This window comes from Herbiconiux aconitum, assembly GCF_024979235.1.
Lineage (GTDB): Bacteria > Actinomycetota > Actinomycetes > Actinomycetales > Microbacteriaceae > Herbiconiux > Herbiconiux aconitum.
In genome coordinates this window covers 1,600,913-1,619,353 of the sequence record NZ_JANLCM010000001.1, presented here as the reverse complement: position 1 = coordinate 1,619,353, position 18,441 = coordinate 1,600,913, and the positions used below count along the sequence as shown (strand labels likewise).

Genomic DNA, 18,441 nt, shown 5'->3' with positions numbered 1-18,441 from the left:
GCTCAGATCCTGCATCAGAGCAGCTTGCGCTCCAGCGCCCAGGCCGTGAGCTCGTGGCGGTTCGAGAGCTGGAGTTTGCGCAGCACGGCCGACACATGCGTCTCGACCGTCTTCACCGAGATGTAGAGCTCGGTCGCCACCTCGCGATAGGCGTAGCCGCGCGCGATGAGGCGCATGACCTCCTGCTCGCGCTGCGAGAGCCGGTCGAGCTCGTCGTGCGTGGCCGCCGTCTCGCCCGCCGCCGCTCCGAAGGCGTCGAGCACGAAGCCCGCGAGCCGGGGCGAGAACACCGCGTCGCCATCGGCCACGCGACGGGCCGCATCCGAGACCTCGGCTCCCGAAGAACTCTTGGTGATGTAGCCGCGCGCGCCGGCGCGGATGACACGCACGACGTCGTCGGCGGCATCCGAGACGCTCAGCGCGAGAAAGAGGGTCTCGGGCGACGATGCGGCCGAGCGCTGGATGACCTCGGCCCCACCGCCGCCGTGTCCGCCGGGCAGGTGCACGTCGAGCAGCACGACCCGCGGCCGTGTCGCCCCGACGAGTGCGATGGCGTCGTCGACGGTGGCCGCCTCGCCCACCACGAGCAGTGTCGGGTCGAGCTCTGCGCGGAGGCCCGAGCGAAAGATCGAGTGGTCGTCGACGATGGCGATGCGCAGGTCGGTCATGGTTCTTCGGTCTCTCGTTCGGCGATCGCGGAGCGCGCGGGGGTGGGGGCGGCGGGCGTGGCGGGGGGCTCGGAAGCCCCGGAGGCCGCGACGTCGGATGGCTCGGCGGGCGCCGGGCCGCCGGGCGAGGCGGAAGCGGATGCCGCGGGCGAAGGCGTCGCGGAGGCCTCCGACCCGACCAGACCTGCGCCCTGCATCGGCGTGTTGGCCGCGGCGACGGGGAGGCTCAGCCGCACCTCGGTTCCCGCGCCTCCCCGTCCGGCGCCGATGACCGCCGTGCCACCGGCACGCTTGAGTCGCCCGATGATCGACTCGCGCACGCCGAGCCGGTCAGCCGGGATGGCGTCGAGGCTCATGCCCGGCCCGCGGTCGGTCACGATGAGCTCGATCCGTTCCGGGCCCACTTCGAGAAAGATCGAGACGTCGCCGCCCGCGTGCCGCGCAGCGTTGAGCATCGCCTCGCGCCCCGCAGCGAGCAGGCTCTCGGGCGCCGGAACGGATGCCCCCACGGTCACGATCTCGAACCGCACGGCGTTGTTCTCCTCGATCATGGCGGCCAGCCGGCGCAGCTCGCTCGCCAGATCGCGGTCGTCTGCCGGGGCGGTGTCGAAGAGCCAGTCGCGCAGCTCCCGCTCCTGGGCCCGCGCGAGCCGGGCGGCCTCACTCTGGGCTCCCGCCTTCTGCTGGATGAGCGCGAGCGTCTGCAACACGGAGTCATGCAGGTGCGCCGCGATCTCGGCGCGCTCCGCCGCGCGCTCCAGTGCGGCCCGCTCCGCCCCGAGGTCGCGGGCGAGCCGCACCACCCAGGGCAGCGCCACCAGCGCGACACCGAGCAGCACCGAGACGGCCGCGACCACCACGGTCCACACGTTGGGTGTCTCGCCCGTGATGAAGAAGAGCAGGATGCCCGTGGCCACGAGCACGAGAGCGCCGAGCGACCGCACCACGAGCGTCGGCCCGGAGGTGGTGGTGCCCGCTCGCAGATCGGCGAACTGGCGCCAGGCGAGTGCGACGCCCGCGAGCACCACGATTCCGGGGATGACGACCGCGAGCGGCACCTCGACCCCGAGGCTGCTCGCGACGAGCGCGCCCCCTGCGCCGATGAGCGCGAGCCCCAGGAGAATCTCGGTGACGGGCGCGCGCCTCAGCTGCTCCGCCCGGTGACCGTCGGCCTGCCCGCGTGACCCGGCCGGAGTCGTGAGGCTCTCCCGCATGCGGGGCTCGCGCGCCGCATCCGCCACCGGCGTGGTCGCCCACAGCCAGGCGTAGAGCAGGATGCCCGCCCCTCCGCAGAGCGCCAGCAGCACGGCGACCGTGCGCACCACCGCCACCGGCGCGCCGAGGTGATCCGCGACGCCCGCACACACGCCGCCCACCACGCGTAGGCGCGGGCGCACGATCGTGGCGGTGGTCTCCATTCCAGCATCCAAGCAGGTCGCGCACCCTCACCACACTCTCGGGGACGGATCTCAGGGTCGAATCAGGGTCATCCCCGATATCGGCGCGGCGACGCCGTCGCCAGAATCGAAGCATGTCGTCGTCAACTCCTCCCCCCACTCCTCCCGCGCCGCCGCAACCGGTGGGCGCCTCGTTCTTCGCCTGGCTCCGCAGCCTCGGCGTCACGCGCCGCGACGATGCCTGGGTCGCCGGCGTCTGCTCCGGCATCGCTGCCCGCACGGGGCTCGACGTGCGGCTCGTGCGCGGGATCGCGATCGTCATCGCGATCCTCGGCGGCCCGATCTTTCTCGCTTACGCCGTGGGCTGGGCTCTGCTTCCCGACTCACGCGGGAACATCCACGCCGAACGTGCCGTGCACGGTCAGTTCACCTATCCCATGATCTTCATCGGTATCGCCGCCATCCTCACCTTCCTGCCGTTCATGCGCGGCATCTGGTTCGACGGGGCGCCGCACATCTGGGGCATGCCGGACTGGCTCGAGATCACGTTGCGCACACTCTGGGTGCTGGCACTGATCGCCGGCGCGATCTGGCTCACCGTCGTCATCGCCCGAAGCGTTCCGCGAGGACCCGGGGCAGGCTGGGGCGGCGCCGGCAGTGCGGATGCGGGCAGCCCCTTCGCTGCACCCGCCGGCTACCCGGCCGCTGGCTCTGCGAACGCGGCGGCGGCGACGGCGAGCGCCCCGACGGCACCCGGATCTCCCACCTCCACGACGGCACCGGATGCCGCGACGTCTCCAGTGGGTTCGGTGCCCGACGCGGGTGCCGCCTCCGCCGAACCCGCGTCCGGGTTCGCGTCCGCCTCCGCGACATCCGTGCCGCCCGCCGATTCGTGGTCGTCGCATGCGGCCTGGACCCATCAGGGCAGCACCGATCACGGCTGGAACCGCGAGCGGCACGAGCAGGCGCGAGAGGCGTCGCGCGCCCGCACCGCAGCCTGGCACGCCGCGCATCCGCGCCCCCACGGCGCCGGTGCGGCGTTCTCCTCGGTCGTGCTCGGCATCGCCCTCGTGGCAGCAGCCGTGGTGGGAATCGCGTACGGCGCGGTCGTGCCCGACGGCAAGCTCGTGCTGGTGATCTCGATCGCAGCGCTCGTCGTGATCGCGGTCGGCATCGTGATCGCGGGCATCCGGGGTCGTACGAGCGGGGGACTCGGACCCTTCGCCTTCCTGCTCGCGATCGTGGTGCTCTTCACCGGGGTGCTGCCGGCCGGCACCGACGTGCAGCCGTTCGGAACGCAGAACATCGATGTGAGCCGCGGGGTGGCCGACGGCGCGGACAGCTACCTCGTCATCGCCGGCAAGAGCGTCGTGGACGCTCAGGATCTCACCACCCGGTCGCCCGACGACACCGTCGACGTGTGGCTCGGCGCCGGCCAGGCCGAAGTGCTGCTGCCGGAGGGTGTGCCGGTCGTGGTGGAATCGCACGTGTTCGCCGGCACCGTCAGCTCGACGCTCGGCACCGAACGCAGCGGGGTGCTGATCGACGACGACCGGCTGTTCCCGGCATCCGGTTCGCCCGCGGGGATCCCCGCAGGATCGGATGCCGACCGCGTCGCCGACGCGAAGGCCGCGGGGATTCCCGTGATCCGCATCTGGATGCTCGCCGGCAGCGTCACCCTCGTGCCCGAGAACGAAAGGTAGGGACATCATGACCGACAACCTGAACGTCGAGGGCGCTGAGGCCGACCGGACTCCGCCCACCGCCCCGACCACAGCGGCGCCCGCCTCGACGACGTCGACAGCACCTCCGACGGCCACTGCGACGCCCACTGCGGCGCCTGCCCCTCCGGCCGATGCGGCGAAGCGCCCCCGCCCGGCGCAGTTCGGCACGATCGTCTGGGGCATGCTGCTCCTGGCGCTCTGCGGCTTCGTCGCGCTCGCTCAATTCGGCCCCGGAGTCGACGCCGACCGCTACCTCTGGGCCTTCATCGCTGTCATCGCCGCGGGAGTCGCCCTCGTGGCGGTAGGAATCGTGGCCGCCTTCCGGCGCTGAGGGGGCGGGCTTCTCAATCGACGGGAGCTGGGACCACAATGGCAGCATGACCGAACCACTCGCCGCCGTCGTCGCGGTCGTCGCCGTGACCGGCGCCAGCGCGCTCGGCGCCGCCGTCGTGGGGGGCGTCTTCTTCGCGTTCTCCGGGTTCGTGATGCGCGCGCTCGGCGACACCACCCCGTCTGCCGGCCTCGCCGTCATGCAGGCCATCAACCGCACCGCCGTGCGCCCGCCCCTCATGATCACCCTGTTCGGCACCCTGCTCGCGGGGCTCGCCGCGTGCATCCTTCTCGTCGTCACCCCCGCCGGACCAGCACTGTGGTGGGCGGTCGCAGGCGAAGCCGTCTACCTCGTGGGGGTGATCGGTCTGACCGTTGGGTTCCACGTGCCGCGCAACAACGCGATCGATCGGCTCGACGCCGGGTCGACGGATGCCGTGCCCGAGTGGAGCACGTATCTCACCGAGTGGACCCGCGGCAACCACGTGCGCGCCCTGGCCGGCGTGATCGCCGCCGTGCTGTTCGGCATCGCGGCCGGGCTCGCGTCGACCCTCTGAGTGCAGCACGCGGCCGGCCCTGCGAGTCGCCCCGCTACAGCAGCCAGCCGTTCGACTCCGCTATGCGCACCGCTTCGGCCCGCGTGCGCGCCCCCGCCTTGCCCATCGCGCTCGAGAGGTAGTTGCGCACGGTGCCTTCACTGAGGTGGAGGCTCCGGGAGATGTCGGCGATGGTTCCGCCCGTGCGCGCCACCGCGAGCACTTGCTCCTCCCGCTCGGTGAGCGGACTGTCACCACTCGTCAGCGTCTCGGCCGCGAGCACCGGATCGATCACCCGGATGCCGCGCGCGACATCCCGCACCGCGGCCGCGAGCGCCCGAGCCGGCGTGTCTTTCACCACGAAACCGGTGGCACCGGCCTGCAGCGCGCGCCGCACATAGCCCGGACGACCGAAAGTGGTCACCATCAGCACCCGGCACCCGGGCAACGCCTCCCGCAGCTCCGCTGCCGCCGAGATCCCGTCGAGTTCGGGCATCTCGACGTCGAGCATGGCGACATCCGCCTGCCGGGCGATGGCGAGGTCGACCGCCTCGCGCCCCGTTCCCGCCTCGGCCACGACCTCGATGTCGGGCTCGAGCCCGAGCAACGCGGCGAGCGCCCCGCGAACGAGGGCCTGGTCGTCAGCCACGAGAAGACGGATGCGCGAACCGCCAACGTCACCACCGGCACCGGTCGCCGCACCGGCCGTGCCCGTCATCGCGCCACCCGCAAGAGGTAGCCGCCCTCGGGCGAGCGACTGATGCGTAGCGTTGCTCCGGCTGCCTGCGCGCGTTCGGTCAGACCCAGGATGCCGTTGCCGGGTGGCCCGCCGATCGCGTCACCGTACCCGCTGTCGCCGTGGCTTTCCGAACCGCCGCCGGCAGCACCGACGGACGGCCCGCATCCGTCGTCGGCCACTTCCACGAAATCCGACCCCAGCGACACCCGCACGTGCTGCGCGCCCGAGTGCCGAACCACATTGGTGACGCCTTCGCGCACCACCCAGCCGAACAGCTCTCGATCGCCGGCCGGCACCACGTCGGCGCTTCCCGGCAGTTGCGCCGCGATGCCGGCCGATTCGAGCGCCGCCCGTGCTCCGGCGAGCTCCGACACGATGCTCACCCCGCGGTATCCGCTCACCGTCGCCCGCACGTCGCCGAGCGCACCCCGCGCCAACCCCTCCAGTTCGAGGATCTCGCCCTTCGCCCGCGCCGGATCGACGTCGAGCAACCGGCCGGCCAGCTCGGCCTTCACCGTGATGACCGTCAACGAGTGCCCCAGGATGTCGTGGATGTCGCGGGCCACTCGCGACCGCTCCTCCTGCACGGCGAGCCCCGCGAGCTCCGCCTGCGTCGAGCGCAACTGGTCGATCAGCTCGATCTGCCGTCGGAACGCCCCCATCAGGAGCGACACCGACACGGTGATGGCAGGGATGGCCCAGACCGAGCCGCTGCCGGGGTCGACCTGATATTCGGCGACGAGTGCGAGCCCCGCCAGCAGCAGCACGAACGCGACCAGGAGTCGCGGACCGATTCCGCTCATCCCCGCTGCCACTCCCACATAGGTCCAGAACACGGCGATGTTCCAGCCGAGCGTCGGCAGCACGGTGAAGGTGAGCGCGAACAGCACCAGCGCCGGCACCAGTTTGTATCGCGCCGGCAGCGCCCAGGAGACAGGCGGCGCAAGCATGAAGACCGCCCCGAAGACCGCGGTCTGGGCGATGCCGATCCAGCGCAGCGCATCGGGCTCGGGCCGCTCGGCGATGGTCACCACGACGGCCACCAGCCAGACCAGCGCCAGCCCGGAGCCCACATACCACTTGCGCGCCTTGCGTGACACGATCAGCGCCCGCACACGGGCGAGATCCGTTCGCCGGGTGTCGCTGGTCATGGCGCCGAGCATAATCCGCGGTCCTGACACTGATTCGAGCACTCCGCCGACTCAGACCCGCTTGGTGTCGCGCCGGAACGCGAGCGCCGCGCCGACGCTGAAGATGACCAGCCAGAGGATGACGTTGCCGAGCCCGAGCAGGTCGAATCCCGACCCGGTGAGCGGAGCGCGGGAGAGCTCACCGACCCCGTAGACCGGCAGCCACACCCCGATGTCCTGCATGATCACCGGGAAGTTCGACAGCGGCACGAACAGCCCGCCGAAGATCGCCAGGAATCCGAGGATCGGGCCGAGGAACTGCATCACGTTCTCGCTCGGCACCAGGTAGCCGAGCAGGAGACCCAGCGCGGTGAAGATCACCGAGGTGAGCCACGCGATGAGCCCGCAGGCGAGCCACTGTTGCCAGTCGAGTTGCACCCCGCTGATCGCGCCGGCGAGAAAGGCGCCGAGCACCGAGATGAAGCCGAGCATGAGACCGGCGATGATCTTCGTCGCGATGTTGGCGATCGGATTGAGCGGGGTGAGTCGTAGCTGGCGGCTCCAGCCCATCGAGCGCTCGATCGCGACCGCTCCGCCCGCAGCCGCCGAGGAGAACATCGATCCGTAGACCGCCATCGACACCATGATGTAGGCGGCCACCGACACGCCGCCCTGCGCCACCGGGGTGGTGGAGAGGGGCGTGTTCAGCTGCGGAACACCGATCACGATGTAGAGCACGATCGGCAGGGCGAGCGTGAAGATCAGCGTGCGGCGGTTGGCCAGTCGGCGCTTCAGCTCGATGCCGAGCAGGGTGAGGTTGAAGCCGCCGAGGGGAGGCACGGTGCGTTCGCGCGCGGTGGGTGTGACGAGAGTCATGTCAGTTCTCCGTTCGAGGAGCCGAGGGGGAGACGGATGCGGTGGAGCTCGCTCCGGCCGGCGTCGCGGCCGCCCCGGCGGTTCCGGTCAGCGCGATGAACGCGTCTTCGAGGTTGTGCGAGGTGATCTCGAGGTCGCGCGCATCCGTCTGGGTCAGCAGGTAGCGGGCCACCGCATCCGAATCGCTGGTGGCGACCAGCACCCCTTCGCTGCGCACATCGACGCTCGTCACCCCCGGGATCGCGGCGAGCGCCACGTGATCCGGCCGCGTCAGAGTAGCCCGCACGGTGCGGCCGGAGGCGAGGTTCTTGATCTCGGCGCTCGTGCCGTCGGCCACGATGCGCCCCTGCCGCAGCAGGATGATGCGGTCGGCGTAGGCGTCGGCCTCGTCGAGGTAGTGGGTGGCGAAGACGACGGTGCGTCCGCGGGCGGCATCGGCGCGGATGGCCGACCAGAAGTCGCGGCGGCCTTCGACGTCCATGCCCGTGGTGGGTTCGTCGAGGATGAGCAGTCCTGGGTCGGGCAGCAAGGCCATGGCGAATCGCAGCCGTTGCTGCTGGCCGCCGGAGCACTTGCCCACCATCCGATCACCGATGCCCAGGATGCCGGCCCGCTCGAGCACCTCGTCGACCGGTCGGGTGTCGCTGAACAGGCTCGCCGTGAGGCGCACGGTGTCGCGCACCGTGATGTCCTTCAACAGGCCACCTGTCTGCAGCACCGCCGACACGAGGCCGCGCGCGATCGCTCCGCGCGGCGTGTTGCCGTAAACCTCGACGGTGCCGCCGTCGGGCTTGGAGAGTCCGAGGAGCATGTCGATGGTCGTCGTTTTGCCGGCGCCGTTCGGGCCGAGGAACGCGACGATCTCGCCCGGGCGCACCCGCAGGTCGACACCGTTCACGGCGCGCACCGAGCCGAAGTGCTTGATGAGGCCGCGGGCGTCGATCGCGAGCGCGTCGCGTTGCGCTCCAGATGGAGCGGCGCGGCCGGCCGGTGCCGTCGTCGGAGCCTGTGATTCGTTCATGGTCCCAGTCTGGCGAGCGGATGCGCGGCCTCTCGCACACAAGCGTCACCGGCCGGGCATGACATCCGTCACATGCGGATCACGGACGGCGTTCGGAAGCTGCGGTGTGCGATCGCGGGGAGGCTCAGGGGCGCACGACGAGCACCGTCTTGCCGGGCTTGTGCAGCCGCGGGCCCTCCTCGAACGCCGCGCGGCCCTCGGCGAGCGGGAAGGTCTGGGCCACGATCGGCCGGAGGCTCCCGTCGTCGACCAGTTCGGCGAGGCGTCGCAGCTCCGCAGGATCGGCACCGACCACGAAGAACGTCGCCGTCACATCCCGCCCGTCCGTCAGCTCGGGGAGCGGCGGAGCCGTCAAGGTCACGAGTCGCCCGCCGGGCTTCACGAGCTCGAACGCTCGCGCCAAGCTGGGGCCTCCGACGGTGTCGATCACGACATCCGCGGGCTCCAGAACGTTGTCGTCGGTGGCGTTGGCGTAGTCGATGACCAGATCGGCGCCGAGGTCGAGCACCAGACCGAGGTCGCTGCCCCGCGCGGTGGCGCTGACGGTGGCTCCGAGGATGCGCGCCAACTGCACCGCGTAGACACCCACGCCGCCCGAGGCACCGCGCACCAGCACGTGCTCGCCGGGCTGCACGCGGGCGTGGTCGACGAGTGCCTGCCACGCGGTGAGCGCCGCGAGGGGAAGTGCGGCGCTCTCGGCGTGACTGATGGAGTGCGGGCGGATCGCGGCATCCGCCACCCCCATCACGACGTAGTCGGCTGCTGCTCCATCGCGGGTGAAGCTGATGCGGCCGTAGACCTCGTCGCCGACCGCGAACTCCGTCACGCCTTCGCCGAGGCCGCCCACCACGCCGGAGAACTCGTGCGAGGGGATGATCGGGGTGCGGTCGGTGCCGTCGGCGTGCTGCCACGTCTCGTCCCAGGTGAGCTCCGCGAAGGTGATGGCGGCGGCGTGCACCTCGACGAGGATCTCGCCCGGCCCCGCCACCGGCACGGGGGCGGACTCGAACACCAGGGTCTCGGGGCCGCCGCGGGTGTGCGCTCGGAGTGCTCGCATCGTCGACATGTCATCCTCCCGTCGGGTCGGCGCGCGTCACGTGCGCCTGCCTCCACTCTGCTCGCCCGGCCCGCGGCTGTCCACGGTCGCCCGGGTCGCTCTTCGGGAGGAGGAGGCTCGCACGACCGGCCCTCCAGGGCGTCGTTCTCCGCAGCTCCTCCCGAAACGAACCCGGCTCGGCCCCCGTTGCCGCCCCTTCAGGAGCCCGCCTCCCAGTGCGGAGCCCGCCTCCCATTCGGGAGGAGGAGACTCGCACGACCGGCCCTCCAGGGCGTCGTTCTCCGCAGCTCCTCCCGAAACGAACCCGCCCGCCGTCGGCGGCCGCGGGCATACTGGGCGCATGGTGAAATCGGCGACGCGCAGCCGCACTGCGGCCCGCGAACTGCTGCTGCGGCGGCTCGAGACGCAGTGGATCGCGCCTCCCGCCCGTCCCGCCGGCACGGCCGGCCGCGGCATCGCCGACGTCGCCCGCCACCTGCTCGCCCTGCAGGCTCAGGATTTCGGGCAGGCGGTCTGGGCCCTCGGCCTCCGATCCCCCGGTGCCACCCGCGCCGACGTCGCGGCGGCACTCGACGGCGCTCAGGTCGTGCGCTCCTGGCCGATGCGCGGCACCCTGCACTTCAGCACCCCCGACGACCTGCGCTGGATGCTGTCGCTCACCGCCGCGAAGACCATCACCGGCGTCGCCGCCCGGCACCGCCAGCTCGAGCTCGACGACACCGTGTTCGGTCGCGCCCGCCGCATCGCCGCGGCAGAGCTCCGCGGCGGCGGCTCGTTCTCCCGCGACGAGTTCTTCGCTCTGCTCGAGGCCGACGGCATCCCCACCAAGAACCAGCGCGGCGTGCACATCATCTGGTGGCTCGCGCACGACGGTCTGCTCTGCTGGGGTCCGACCCGAGGCACCCAGCAGGCGCTCGTGCTGCTCGACGAGTGGGCGCCGCCGGCCCGCGACCCACACGCCAGCCGCGACGACTCGCTCGCGGAGTTCGTGCTGCGCTACTTCACGGGCCATGGGCCGGCGACGCTGAAGGACTTCTGCTGGTGGTCGAAGACTACGGTGACGGATGCGCAGCGCGGCCTGGCGCTCGTGCGCGACCGGCTCACGGAGACCGAGATCGATGGCGTGACCTTCTGGATGCGCGACCCGGCCGACCGAGACGCCTCGGCGGGTCGGCACGACGGGAGTTCGCGCCCGGCGGCGGGCGCGCATCCGTCTCCCCGCCGACGCCCACCCGGGGTGCGCGCCCTCCCCGGGTTCGACGAGTACCTCCTCGGCTACCAGGACCGATCGCATGCCCTTCCCTCCGAGTTCGCCGACCGGATCGTGCCGGGCAACAACGGGATGTTCCTCCCCATGATCGTGTCGCGGGGCGAGATCGTGGGCACCTGGCGCCGAAGCGTCACGGCGAAGAAGGCCGAGGTCACCGCCGAGCCCTTCACGGCGTTGAGCAGCACGGAGCAGCGCGGGTTCGTGCGCGAAGTGACCCGCTACGGCCGCTTCCTCGGGGTTCCGGTGACCATCACGGATTCCGCACCAGCCGACCACGGCACCGTCGGCAACCAGGGCCAGGGCCAGGGCCACGGCGCCGGCGACCCCGACGGAGACCGCGCATGACCCACGCCTCCATCACGCTGCAGCCGAGCGGCTCGCTCGCCGAGATCGCGCCCGACCCGGTGGTGCCCGGTTCCTTCGTGCTCTCGATCGGCGGCACCGTGCAATCGCACGTCTCGCTCGGCGACCCGGGCTCGCTGTTCTACGACTACGTGCGCCGCATCGGCAACGCGATCGACGGCATCCGGATGCCCGGCGAGCCCATCACCGCCGTGCACCTCGGAGCCGGCGCCCTCACGCTGCCTCGTTATGTGCAGGCGACCCGGCCCGAATCCGAGCAGCACGTCATCGAACTCGAGGTGAACCTCGTCGACTTCGTCACCGCGCACCTGCCGTTGCCCGCGGGAACGGATCTGGCCGTGCATCCGGGAGACGCCTTCGAGCGCCTCGCCGATCTCGCGCCGTTCCTCGGCGGCCAAGCCGACCTCGTGCTGGCGGATCTCTACCAGGGCACCAACACTCCGCCTCACCTCCGCACCACGGCGTTCTTCGAACGCGCCGCCGACCTGCTGGTTCCGGCGGGCGTGCTCGCCGTGAACGTGGCCGATGACGACGGGCTGCCGGCACTGCGCGAGCAGCTGACCGCCCTGGCGCCCGTGTTGCCGCACCTGCTCGTGCTCGGTCCGGCGTCGGTGCTCCGGGATGCGCGCACCGGCAACGCGGTGGTGCTCGCCTCCCGCTCACCCGCGCTGTTCGATCAGGCGGACTCGTTGCGGCTGGCCGGCCCGCATCCGGGCGCGGTGCTCTCGAGCGAAGACGACTCGCTCAACCGGCTCGTGCGCGCTCTGCACGACGCCGACCCGGATGCCCGCCCCGGTGTCGGTGGCGGCGACTAGCGTAGAAGAACACCGGAGCGAGAGGACGGTGCACAATGTGCGGCCGATTCACGATGAGCGCCGAGACGGATGAACTCATCACCGAGTTCGTGGCGCGAGGCGGCAAGCTCGAAGACTGGCGTCCGTCGTACAACGTGGCGCCCACCGAGACCTCGCCGATCGTGCGCGAGCGCCTCATCGAAGGCGAGCTCGTGCGCGAGATCGACTCGGCCTCCTGGGGGCTGCGACCGGCGTGGGCGAAGCAGGGCGGTCCGGCGCCGATCAACGCGCGACTTGAAAGCGTGGCCACGAACGGGTTGTTCCGCAACGCCTTCGCCCAGCGCCGCTGCATCGTGCCGATGAACGGTTACTTCGAGTGGGAGGCGACGCCGACCGGCAAGCAGCCGCACTACATCCACGCGCCCGAGAGCATCCTGGCGGCCGCCGGGCTCTACGAGCTGAAGAAGGAGACCGATGGCTGGGCGCTCTCGTTCACCATCATCACCCGCGAAGCCGCGGATGCCTCCGGCGAGGTGCACGACCGCATGCCGGTGTTCCTCACGCCGGACACGTGGGATGCGTGGACCGAGCCGATCAAAGTCGAGGAGACCTCCGCCAAAGAGGGGCTCGTGGCCATGCTCGACCGCTCCTCGCTCGCCGTGGCGAGCACCATCACCACCTACCCGGTCTCGAAGCGCGTGAACAACGTGCGCGACACCTCGGTGGCCAAAGACGACCCCACGCTGATCGAGCCGATCGCGGTCTAGCCGGGCGCTCAGCCCGCGAAGGGGCGCACAACCGTGCCGCGCACACCGGCGGGTGCGGCGAACACCGAGCCCGCGAGCGGCTGCTCGTCATCGGCGAGCCCTTCACGCGAGGTCGTGATGTAGAGGGTGCTGAGGTCGGGCCCGCCGAAGGTGCACGAGGTGATCTTCGAGACCGGCAGCTCCACGACATCCGTCAGCGTTCCGGATGCGTCGTAATGGTGCACCGCTGATCCCCCGTACAGCGCCACCCAGACGCCGTCCTCCGCATCGACCCAGAGACCGTCGGGGTCGCCGGCCCCCTCCTCCACGTGCACGAACGGCCGCCGATCGAGCAGCACCCCGTCGACGTAATCGAACACGTCGATGCGCCGGGTGCGCGAGTCGACGTAGTACATGCGCGAGTCGTCACCGGTGAAGCCGAGTCCGTTCGAGATGGTCACGTCGCCGAACACCCGCTCGGCCGTCCGCTCCGCGTCGAACCTCCACACCGTTCCTGCGCCGGGCGTCTGCTCGTACGACATCGATCCGCAGAGCAGCCGCCCTTCCGGGTCGCATCCGCCCTCGTTGAACCGGATGCCCGCACTCGCCTCCCACAGGGGTTCGCCGGCCCACTCGCGGCGCCCGTCGGCATCCCAGAGCGTGAACTCGCGCTCGGTCACCACAACGAACCCGCCGTCGACCCGGGGGCGCACCATCGCGGCGACGGTCGAACCCGTCGGCATCCGGTCGACCGACCCGTCGGCGCCGAGCGTGAGCACGTCGCCCCGCATCATGTCCACCCATTTCAGGCCGCCCCAGGCGTTTGACCAGACCGCCCCTTCGGCGTGGAACGCAATCGGATCGGTGACCTGCTCGGCGCTGACCATGTTCGCGTTCCCCCTCGTGTCGTCAGTCCATCATGGCAGCCGCGTCAGCCTCATCCGACCCATCTGCACCACCGACCTCATCCACGACTTCGACCGCGTCGACCAGGGTCACCTCCCAGCCGTAGTCCTCCGCGCGCCGCCGCAACGCCTCGGCATTCACCGAGCACCGCGAGGCCGCCGATGTGGCCGACGGCGACGGATACAGCTCGCGAATGACCAGCGGCGGCACGAACCGCCCCCCGAGACCGGAGCGCACCTCGCATCGGTCGGTCCACCAGCGATCGGTCGAGCGTCGCACCGCGGTTCCCGCCGGCACCTCCGCTCGCAGCACGACGAGCGCCTCGTAGCCGTGCTCGTCGAGGTCGCCGAGCAGCGTCTCGAGGTGCTCGGTGCTCGAGAGGGTGCCCAGGATGACCACGTTCTCCTGGTGCTGGAGACTGCGTTGGCGCATCCGGTTCGCCACCGCGGTCGACTCGGCATGCACGAAAGCGGACAGTTCACGCACCGAGACGGGGCGCCCGTCGGAGAGCCGCTGCGCCATCCATTCGTCGAGGCGTCCGCTGTCGCGCGACTCGATGAGCAAGGCGTCTTTGAAGGCGTCGGCGTCGATGTGCCGGTAGCCGACGAGGTCGGCTCGGCTGGCGATCGCCGTGGTCTTTCCTGCACCGGGCGGCCCGGCCGTGATGACTGCGGTCAACGGCCCGCTCTGCTCGGGTTGCATCTCGGCGAGGGCGGCGTCGATCAGGTCGTCGTGGAAGCGCAACCGCGCGGGCTCGTACAGCTCGCCGTCGGTGGAGAAGAGCGTGCGCGTCGTACCTCCGGCCGCTTCCGTCCACGGGTCGGAGAGTCCCGCCCGTTCGAGGCGCAGCGAGAGCTCGGCTGCGACGACGTCGGCGCTCACGATCGCCCGGTGGCGACCGTTCGCACCCGCTCCCGCAGCTGGTCGTACTCCACCTCCGTCAGCAGACCGTCCTGGAACGCCTGCCCGAGCTGCGCCGCGTTGCCGGATGCCGACACGCCGCCATCGTGGGCAGCACCGGCCGACGGCGGAGAGGAGGTCATCGTCATCGCCAGCAACTGCTCCATCATCTGCTCGTCGGTGCAGTCTCCGACCGCTCGGTGCAGGATGATCTCGCGCGGTGATTCCTCGAACGACGCGAGTCGACGGCGCTTCAGCCGCCGCGACACCTCGGGCTGGGAGAGACCGACGAGTTCGGCGATGGTGCGCTGCGAGAGACCTTCGTCGTCGAGGCGCAGGATGTCGCGCCGGAGGTGGAGGTCGGCGAGTTCTTTCTGGCTGCGCGACAGCAGCGCACGCCGCACGGCGGGCAGAGCCAGGAGTTCCGGAGTCATCAGACGCACCTTTCCATACCAAAAGTATCACCCTCTTGTCACGGCGGCCGAGGAGGAGGACCCTTGGTGCCAGATATGCAGACGAAGTGGTCGGGAAGGCGGCAATTCTCATGCGCGTCAATGCTGTGCTGTGGTGGATTCTTGCAGCGTTCTTCGTGGTGGTGGCCGTCGCCTACATCGTGTGGAACCTGGTCTCGAACGGTGCCGTGGAATGGGCGGGCACTGTTGGGCTCTCCCTGGCCGCAATCGCTTCGATCTTCCTTGCCTTCTATCTCACCCGGGCGCATTCCGCCGAACACGGCGAACTGCCCGAAGACCGCCTCGACGGCGAAATCGACGAGGGCGATCCGGAGATGGGGTTCTACAGCCCGTGGAGCTGGTGGCCCATCATGCTCGCGGGTTCGGCCGCCCTCCTGATGCTCGGACTCGCCGTCGGATTCTGGATCTGTTTCATCGGCGCTGCCTTCCTCCTCATCTCGGTGGTGGGCTGGGTGTTCGAGTACTACCGCGGCTACTTCGCCCGCTGACGCGCTCGTCTGCTCGCCTGCTCGCCTGCTCGCCTGCTTCAGGGCAGGGTGTCTACAGTGACAGCATGAAGGCCTTCCTCGTCACCTCTGCTGCCACCGGTTCCGTCGACGACGTCACCCCGCCCCAACCCCGATCCGGGCAGGTGGTGGTCGGCATCGATCACGTCGGCATCTGCGGCACCGACGTCTCGCTGTTCGCTGGAGACCCAGCACGTCTCGCTCAACTCGATCTCTCGTTCCCCCTCCGGCTCGGCCACGAGTGGGACGGCCGGGTGATCGAGGTCGGAGAAGGCGTCGACCCCGCGTGGCTCGGCAAACGGGTGACCGGTGACACGATGCTCGGCTGCGGCCGATGCGAGCGCTGCCTCGACGGCCGGCATCATCTCTGCGCCGAGCGGTTCGAGATCGGCGTGCGGGGCAACTGGCCCGGCGCCCTTGCCGAGCGGCTGCTCGTGCCCGTGGCCGCGTTGTACGAACTGCCCGACGCCGTGACCGCGGAGCTGGGAGCGATGGTGGAGCCCGGGGCGAACGCCTGGCGCAGCGTGCACACCGCCGGGGTGCACGAAGGATCACGGGTGCTCGTGCTCGGCACCGGCACGATCGGGCTGCTCAGCGCCCTGTTCGCGCGGGCCGAGGGGGCCGAGGTACACGTGCTGGGCCGCGACCGCGAGGCCCTCGAGCTCGCGCGATCGCTCGGCGTCACGGGCGCCTGGACGCAGGACGCCTTACCTGCACTGACCTGGGATGCCGTGATCGACGCCACGAACGCCGCTTCGATGCCGCAGTTCGCGGTCGATGTGGTCGAACCCGGGGGCCGCGTCGTGCTGGTGGGCATCTCCGGCGAGCCGAGTCTGATCGATTCGCGCGTCGTGGGGCGGAAGGATGTGACCGTCGTCGGCATCCTCGGCGGCTCGGCCGGCATCCAGGCGACCATCGACGCGTACGCGAGTGGGCGGGTCGATCCGCTCCCTTTGATCTCGCGGATCATCGGCCTCGACGAGGTGGCCGCCGCGCTCAGCGGGGCGCGGCCGATGAAGTCGTCGGGTGCGCCGAAGGTGCTGGTCGACTTGGCGCGCTAAGACGTCCGCGGCACGGGTAGCCGGCGCGCCACCACATGCCCGCATCCCCCGCACCCGCGCCCCCCTCTCCCTCTGCGACCACCCCAGGCGCCACCGCCAGCGTTCGGGCGCGCGTGCATTTTCGGGAGGAGGAGATGGCAACGAGGGTCGTATACGGGGGTCGTTCGTTTCTCCTCCTCCCGAAAACGACGCTGGGCGCCCCGACGCACTGACAGACTGGCCGCGTGGAGATCGCTGGGCCGCCCGCCGCGCCGCCGCCCGTGCCGGCGGCGATCCGCGCGCTGGCGGGCGACGACCGCATCCGCGCCGTCTGGCTCAACTCGCTCGGCGGCCTGACCTTCGAACTCACCGCGGCCGACTCCTCTCGCCGCTTCGCGAAGTGGGCGCCGGTCGGCTCAGGCCTCGACCTCGGCGCCGAGCGCGTGCGACTTGAGTGGGCCGGCGCCTTCGCGGCCGTGCCTCGCGTGCTCTCCTTCGGCTCGGACACCGACGGCGACTGGATGCTCACCGCAGGTCTGCCTGGAGCCAGCGCCATGAGCGCGTCGTTTCAGAGTTCGTCCGAGCGGAAGCTGCTCGCCGTGCGGGGCGTCGCGCGGGGGCTCCGAATGCTCCACGACACGCTCCCCGTCGACGCCTGCCCGTTCTCCTGGTCGGTCGCCGACCGGCTTACGGCCGAGCAGATCTCGGTCGATGCAGGGGTCGATCCCGCGCCGCCCGTCGACCGCCTCGTCGTCTGCCACGGCGATGCCTGCGCGCCGAACACCCTGCTCGACGCGAACGGCGTCGTCACCGGCCACGTCGACCTCGGATCGCTCGGCGTCGCCGACCGCTGGGCCGACATCGCGGTCTCGGCCTGGAGCACGGAATGGAACTACGGCCCCGGCTACGAGACCGCTTTCCTCGAGGCCTACGGCATCGCTCCCGACTCCGAGCGAATGCGCTACTACCGCGCACTCTGGAACGCCACCTGAGCGCGTCCGTTCACGGCGGCGGAGAGACAGCGAGCGGCCCCGTCAGTTCACGAGCGCCTAGCCGACAAGGTAACTAAGCTGGTTAGCGAATTCGAACGAATTGCGATGCACTGAACGCGAGGAGAGAGCGATGACCGACTCCACGACCGCCGCCACGACGACGACGAACCCGATCAGGGCCGACCGTGTGCGCCAGGTGGTGGTCGCGGCGAGCGCCGTGATCGCCGTGATCGGCTCGTTCATCGGATCGGGCGCGGCCGGCGGCACACCGATCCAGGATGCCGCGGGCGGAGCCCTGAGCGCCGACGCGACCCTCATCGCCCCCGCCGGCCCCGCCTTCTCGATCTGGAGCGTCATCTACACAGGCCTCCTCGCCTACGCGGTCTGGCAGTTCCTCCCCCGTCAGACGGCGAGCGCACGCCAGCGCCGGCTGGGCTACCCGATCGCCGTCACCTTGCTGCTGAACGCGGCCTGGATTCTCAGCGTGCAGGCGGGCCTGCTCGCCGTCAGCGCCGTCGTGATCGTGGTGCTGCTCGCAGCCCTCCTCGTGACCTTCGTGCTCGTCGTGCGCACCCGCCGACGCGGCCAATCTTGGGTCGAGTCGATCGTGGTCGACGGCACGGTGGGGCTCTACCTCGGCTGGGTCTGCGTGGCCACCGCCGCGAACCTCACCTCTGCCCTGATGGTCGCCGGTTTCGACGGCTTCGGCGGGTCTCCGGATGTCTGGGGCTCGGCCATCGTGATCGTCGCCGGTCTCGCAGGCCTCGCCCTCGCCGTCTTCGGGGGCGGGCGGCTGGCGCCGTCCGCAGCCCTGGCCTGGGGACTGGTGTGGGTGGCCGTCTCCCGCATCTCGGGCGAGCTCGTGTCGCCGCTCGTCGCATCCGTCGCCATCACCACGGCGATCGCGGTCGTGGTGGTGACGGTGATGATCCGCACCGCCACCGTTCTTCGGGCTCGACCCGCCGCCCGATGA

General features: G+C 70.8%; 20 protein-coding genes. 10 read left to right on the top strand and 10 right to left on the bottom strand.

Features of this window, described 5'->3' with window-relative positions; genetic code table 11:
* Positions 1 to 14: 14 nt before the first annotated feature.
* Positions 15 to 668 carry a response regulator gene (locus N1027_RS07565; RefSeq protein WP_259506649.1) on the bottom strand — a complete coding sequence of 218 codons (654 nt, stop codon included), beginning with the start codon at positions 666 to 668 and terminating at the stop codon, positions 15 to 17.
* The gene (locus tag N1027_RS07560; RefSeq protein WP_259506647.1) at positions 665 to 2,086 is read right to left on the bottom strand and encodes an ATP-binding protein; all 1,422 of its coding nucleotides are present in this window, start codon (positions 2,084 to 2,086) and stop codon (positions 665 to 667) included. The genes N1027_RS07565 and N1027_RS07560 overlap by 4 nt, the downstream gene beginning before the upstream one ends.
* Positions 2,087 to 2,199: 113 nt before the next feature.
* Between N1027_RS07560 and N1027_RS07555 the strand changes: the two genes are divergently transcribed.
* Genes N1027_RS07555 through N1027_RS07545 form a run of 3 tightly spaced genes read left to right on the top strand, consistent with a single transcriptional unit; the run spans position 2,200 to position 4,676 of the window.
* Positions 2,200 to 3,768, top strand: coding sequence for a PspC domain-containing protein (locus N1027_RS07555; RefSeq protein WP_259506645.1), 1,569 nt, complete (start codon positions 2,200 to 2,202; stop codon positions 3,766 to 3,768).
* Between the two features lie 7 nt (positions 3,769 to 3,775).
* Positions 3,776 to 4,120: a hypothetical protein gene (locus N1027_RS07550; RefSeq protein ID WP_259506643.1), complete on the top strand. Its 345-nt coding sequence runs from the start codon at positions 3,776 to 3,778 to the stop codon at positions 4,118 to 4,120.
* A 46-nt stretch (positions 4,121 to 4,166) separates the two neighbouring features.
* The gene (locus N1027_RS07545) at positions 4,167 to 4,676 is read left to right on the top strand and encodes an anthrone oxygenase family protein (protein ID WP_259506642.1); all 510 of its coding nucleotides are present in this window, start codon (positions 4,167 to 4,169) and stop codon (positions 4,674 to 4,676) included.
* A gap of 34 nt (positions 4,677 to 4,710) precedes the next feature.
* Here the strand turns inward: N1027_RS07545 and N1027_RS07540 are convergent, their stop codons facing one another.
* From N1027_RS07540 to N1027_RS07520, 5 genes are all read right to left on the bottom strand, one after another.
* Complete coding sequence (locus tag N1027_RS07540) at positions 4,711 to 5,373, bottom strand: response regulator transcription factor (RefSeq protein ID WP_259506640.1); 663 nt, start codon at positions 5,371 to 5,373, stop codon at positions 4,711 to 4,713.
* The gene (locus N1027_RS07535; protein WP_259506638.1) at positions 5,370 to 6,545 is read right to left on the bottom strand and encodes a sensor histidine kinase; all 1,176 of its coding nucleotides are present in this window, start codon (positions 6,543 to 6,545) and stop codon (positions 5,370 to 5,372) included. Before N1027_RS07535 ends, N1027_RS07540 begins: the two co-directional genes overlap by 4 nt.
* A 51-nt stretch (positions 6,546 to 6,596) precedes the next feature.
* A complete protein-coding gene (locus tag N1027_RS07530; protein ID WP_259506637.1) occupies positions 6,597 to 7,400 on the bottom strand; it encodes an ABC transporter permease in 804 nt (267 codons plus the stop codon).
* 1 nt (position 7,401) lies between these two features.
* Entirely contained in the window at positions 7,402 to 8,421 is a 1,020-nt protein-coding gene (locus tag N1027_RS07525) for an ABC transporter ATP-binding protein (protein ID WP_259506635.1), read from the bottom strand.
* Between the two features lie 124 nt (positions 8,422 to 8,545).
* A complete protein-coding gene (locus N1027_RS07520; protein ID WP_259506634.1) occupies positions 8,546 to 9,487 on the bottom strand; it encodes an NADP-dependent oxidoreductase in 942 nt (313 codons plus the stop codon).
* Positions 9,488 to 9,818: 331 nt separating this feature from the next.
* Between N1027_RS07520 and N1027_RS07515 the strand changes: the two genes are divergently transcribed.
* Genes N1027_RS07515 through N1027_RS07505 form a run of 3 tightly spaced genes read left to right on the top strand, consistent with a single transcriptional unit; the run spans position 9,819 to position 12,672 of the window.
* On the top strand, positions 9,819 to 11,093 hold the full coding sequence (locus N1027_RS07515; protein ID WP_259506633.1) for a winged helix DNA-binding domain-containing protein: 1,275 nt from the start codon (positions 9,819 to 9,821) through the stop codon (positions 11,091 to 11,093).
* Entirely contained in the window at positions 11,090 to 11,926 is an 837-nt protein-coding gene (locus tag N1027_RS07510; protein WP_259506632.1) for a spermidine synthase, read from the top strand. The genes N1027_RS07515 and N1027_RS07510 overlap by 4 nt, the downstream gene beginning before the upstream one ends.
* Positions 11,927 to 11,961: 35 nt before the next feature.
* Positions 11,962 to 12,672 carry an SOS response-associated peptidase gene (locus tag N1027_RS07505; RefSeq protein WP_259506631.1) on the top strand — a complete coding sequence of 237 codons (711 nt, stop codon included), beginning with the start codon at positions 11,962 to 11,964 and terminating at the stop codon, positions 12,670 to 12,672.
* 8 nt (positions 12,673 to 12,680) lie between these two features.
* On the opposite strand, the gene N1027_RS07500 is transcribed toward N1027_RS07505, so the two are convergent.
* From N1027_RS07500 to N1027_RS07490, 3 genes are read right to left on the bottom strand one after another with little or no spacing between them, the layout of a single operon-like run.
* Positions 12,681 to 13,538 carry an SMP-30/gluconolactonase/LRE family protein gene (locus tag N1027_RS07500; RefSeq protein WP_259506630.1) on the bottom strand — a complete coding sequence of 286 codons (858 nt, stop codon included), beginning with the start codon at positions 13,536 to 13,538 and terminating at the stop codon, positions 12,681 to 12,683.
* Positions 13,539 to 13,560: 22 nt separating this feature from the next.
* Entirely contained in the window at positions 13,561 to 14,439 is an 879-nt protein-coding gene (locus tag N1027_RS07495) for a zeta toxin family protein (RefSeq protein ID WP_259506628.1), read from the bottom strand.
* Positions 14,436 to 14,891 carry a winged helix-turn-helix transcriptional regulator gene (locus tag N1027_RS07490; protein ID WP_259506627.1) on the bottom strand — a complete coding sequence of 152 codons (456 nt, stop codon included), beginning with the start codon at positions 14,889 to 14,891 and terminating at the stop codon, positions 14,436 to 14,438. Before N1027_RS07490 ends, N1027_RS07495 begins: the two co-directional genes overlap by 4 nt.
* A 110-nt stretch (positions 14,892 to 15,001) precedes the next feature.
* Between N1027_RS07490 and N1027_RS07485 the strand changes: the two genes are divergently transcribed.
* From N1027_RS07485 to N1027_RS07470, 4 genes are all read left to right on the top strand, one after another.
* Positions 15,002 to 15,418 carry a cytochrome c oxidase subunit 4 gene (locus N1027_RS07485; protein ID WP_259506626.1) on the top strand — a complete coding sequence of 139 codons (417 nt, stop codon included), beginning with the start codon at positions 15,002 to 15,004 and terminating at the stop codon, positions 15,416 to 15,418.
* 65 nt (positions 15,419 to 15,483) lie between these two features.
* A complete protein-coding gene (locus tag N1027_RS07480; protein ID WP_259506625.1) occupies positions 15,484 to 16,497 on the top strand; it encodes a zinc-dependent alcohol dehydrogenase in 1,014 nt (337 codons plus the stop codon).
* A gap of 224 nt (positions 16,498 to 16,721) precedes the next feature.
* A complete protein-coding gene (locus N1027_RS07475) occupies positions 16,722 to 17,468 on the top strand; it encodes a phosphotransferase (protein WP_259506623.1) in 747 nt (248 codons plus the stop codon).
* Between the two features lie 130 nt (positions 17,469 to 17,598).
* Positions 17,599 to 18,441, top strand: coding sequence for a TspO/MBR family protein (locus N1027_RS07470; RefSeq protein WP_259506621.1), 843 nt, complete (start codon positions 17,599 to 17,601; stop codon positions 18,439 to 18,441).